The sequence below is a fragment of the Immundisolibacter sp. genome, assembly GCF_028696615.1.
Classification (GTDB): Bacteria; Pseudomonadota; Gammaproteobacteria; order Immundisolibacterales; family Immundisolibacteraceae; genus Immundisolibacter.
In genome coordinates, this window is record NZ_JAQVGQ010000036.1 from 10,731 (window position 1) to 13,899 (window position 3,169).

Consider the following 3,169-nt stretch of genomic DNA (forward strand, 5'->3'; position numbering starts at 1 on the left):
GCCAGCGGTGCCTGGGCCAGCGGCGCGCTGGCCGCCGGCGCCTGCCACTGCCGCACACCGACCACCGTCAGCAGCGCCACCGACGCCGCCAGAGCCCCGCCCAGGGCATAGCGTGCGAAGCGACGGGCCGGGCGCGGCGCCGCCACCGGCAGCAGGTAGGTGGGCTCGCTCGCCAGCGCCGCGCGCACCGTGTCTGTCACGTCGAAACCGGCAATCTCATCGCCCTTGAGCAACGCCCGCAGCCGGTGCAGCCGGTGCCACTCGGCGGCCAGCGCCCGGTCCCGACACAACGCATCGATCAGGGCTTCGGTCTGCTCGGCGTCCAGCTCGCCGTCCACCAGAGCGGACAGATCGGACAACACGTGAGGTTGTGGCTGCGCCATTGAGCTCTCCACCGGCTTACAGGTACGGTTTGAGTTTTGCTTCCAGTGCCCGACGGGCACGGAAAATCCGCGATCGCACGGTGCCGATGGGGCAGTCGAGCACGCGGGCGATTTCGTCGTAGCTAAGACCTTCCATTTCACACAAAGTTAACGCAGTGCGCAGATCTTCCGGCAACTCGGCCAGCGCCGCGGCGAGCGCCGCCTGCAGCTGGTCGCGCGCGGTATACGACTCCGGCGTCGCCAGATCGGCCACCACCACGCCGGCCTCCTCGACGTCACCGTCGGTGATGTCGACGTCGTCGGCCGGCGGGCGGCGCGATCGTGCCACCAGATGATTCTTGGCCGCATTGACCGCGATGCGATACAGCCAAGTGTAGAAGGCGCTGTCGCCGCGGAAATTGGGCAGCGCCCGATACGCCTTGATGAACGCTTCCTGCACCACGTCCTGCACCTCGGCCCGGTCCGACACCAGGCGACCGACCAGCTTGGCCAGGCGCAGCTGGTATTTGCCGACCAGCAAATCGAAAGCGCGCTTGTCGCCGCGCTGCACACGGCGCACCAGCGCCAGATCGGCGGCACTGTCGTCGCCGGGCTTGGCGTCACCGTTGGAGGTCATTGCGAAATGGCAGTGTTGCGGCCGGGCGCCGCAGCCGCGCCGACGACCTGATGGGATGAGCGATAGGGAAACGCTGATTTATTCAGCGCTTCCCGTCCGGGGCAGGATGCCCCGGCGTGAGTCAAGGGCATACGTCCTTGATTCACGGAGCGTCGCGCGGGCGTGTACCGCGCGACGGCGAGCTGAAAAACTCCAGGGAGGGAATTTTTCAGCATTTCCATAGCGCAGCGCGCGCCGGCCACCCGGCGACCGCGGTCAGCCATGCCTGCCTCCCTGGGACGATCGATGTGGCGCAGATTGCGCTTTTGCTACATTGCCGCCCATTTTATCAGCTCACGGCCCTTGCTTTCGGCGCAATCCATGTCAAACACGCAACAGGTACTCATCATCGGTGGCGGCGCGGCCGGCCTCAGCCTGGCCCTGCGCCTGGCGGACCGGGTGCCGGTATGCATCCTGGCCAAGGGCCCGCTGACCGAAGGCTCCAGCCTGTACGCGCAGGGCGGCGTGGCGGCGGTGCTCGGCGATCAGGACTCCATCGAGTCGCACGTGGCCGACACGCTGGTGGCCGGCGCCGGCCTGTGCGACCAGGCGGCGGTGCGCTTCACCGTAGAGCGCAGCCGCGACGCCATCGCCTGGCTGATCGAGCAGGGCGTCGCCTTCACGCGCCTGACCGAGCCCGGCGGCAACGGCCCCTTCGACGACTATCACCTGACGCGCGAGGGCGGCCACGCGCAGCGGCGCATCATCCATGCGGCCGATTCCACCGGACGGGCCATCACCACCACGCTGGAAGACAAAGTCCGCGCGCACCCGAACATCACGCTGCACGAGCACCACATCGCCATCGACCTGATCACCACCGCGCGCCTGGGCGTGGCCGGCACTAACCGCTGCCTGGGCGCCTACGTGCTCGACCGTCGCGCCGGCAAGGTACGGGTGTTTCGCGGCCGGGCGGTAGTGCTGGCCACCGGCGGCGCCGGCAAGGTTTATCTGTACACCAGCAACCCAGACGTGGCGACCGGCGACGGCATCGCCATGGCCTGGCGGGCCGGGTGCCGGGTCGGCAACATGGAGTTCATCCAGTTCCACCCGACCTGCCTGTACCACCCCAAGGCCAAGACCTTCCTGATCTCCGAAGCCGTGCGCGGCGAGGGCGGACGACTGTGCCTGCCCAACGGCGAGCGCTTCATGCACCGCTACGACCAGCGCCTGGAGCTGGCGCCGCGCGACGTGGTGGCGCGCGCCATCGACAGCGAGATGAAGCGCCTGGGCCTGGACTGCGTGTACCTGGACATCAGCCACCAGCCGGCCGAGTTCATCCGCGAGCACTTCCCGACCATCGCCGCGCGCTGCCTGGAGCTCGGCATCGACATCACGCGCGAACCGATCCCGGTGGTGCCGGCAGCGCATTACCTGTGCGGCGGCGTCGCCACCGACCTTCGCGGCCGCACCGACCTGCCGGGCCTGTACACGGTCGGCGAGTCGGCCTACACCGGCCTGCACGGCGCCAATCGCCTAGCCAGCAACTCGCTGCTGGAGTGCCTGGTGTTCGCCGAGTCGGCCGCCGCCGACATCCTGGCCGGCCCGGCCGACCAGGGCGGCGATGTCGCCATCCCGCCCTGGGACGAGAGCCAGGTCACCGACTCCGACGAGGAGGTGGTGGTGACCCACAACTGGCAAGAGCTGCGCCGCGCCATGTGGGACTACGTCGGCATCGTGCGCACCGACAAGCGTCTGGCGCGGGCACTCAGCCGCGTGCAGCTGCTGTCGCGGGAGATTCAGGAGTACTACGCCAACTTCCGCGTCACGCCGGATTTGATCGAGCTGCGCAACCTGGTGCAAGTCGCTGAGCTGATCGTGCGCTCGGCACAACTGCGGCGTGAGAGCCGCGGCCTGCACTACAGCCTGGACTGCCCGCTGCCGGACGACAGCCGGCCGCCGCGGCCAACCCTGCTCAGCCCGCCGCGCGCAGGCTGACGCGCAGCCGGCGCAGCGCGTCGGCGTTCGCCGCGTCGGCGGCCAGCGGCAGATAAATCGTGCGCCGGCCACGGCGCAGCGGCAGGATCACCAGCCAGGGGTGACACACCGCACGCCGGGCGTCGACCCGCCAGCCGGTCTCGCGCCGACCATCACGCCGCGTCAGCGTCCATTCCCCGTCGAGCTGCCCCTG

3 protein-coding genes and 1 pseudogene are annotated in these 3,169 nt (G+C 69.2%); 1 reads left to right on the forward strand and 3 read right to left on the reverse strand.

All coding sequences use genetic code 11. The features are described from left to right. Positions 1-383 (reverse strand): RseA family anti-sigma factor (locus PHC73_RS04130; protein ID WP_300124808.1); only part of this gene is annotated, 383 nt, incomplete at its 3' end. 16 nt (positions 384-399) lie between these two features. Further along, positions 400-999 (reverse strand): RNA polymerase sigma factor RpoE, encoded by a 600-nt coding sequence (gene rpoE / locus PHC73_RS04135; RefSeq protein WP_300124811.1) that lies wholly within the window; start codon positions 997-999, stop codon positions 400-402. Between the two features lie 360 nt (positions 1,000-1,359). Here rpoE and nadB point away from each other — a divergent pair, with 360 nt between their 5' ends. After that, positions 1,360-2,976 carry an L-aspartate oxidase gene (nadB, locus tag PHC73_RS04140; RefSeq protein WP_300124814.1) on the forward strand — a complete coding sequence of 539 codons (1,617 nt, stop codon included), beginning with the start codon at positions 1,360-1,362 and terminating at the stop codon, positions 2,974-2,976. Here nadB and PHC73_RS04145 read toward each other — a convergent pair. Beyond that, a pseudogene (locus PHC73_RS04145) lies at positions 2,954-3,169 on the reverse strand (hypothetical protein); the annotation flags it as partial. The gene nadB and the pseudogene PHC73_RS04145 overlap by 23 nt on opposite strands.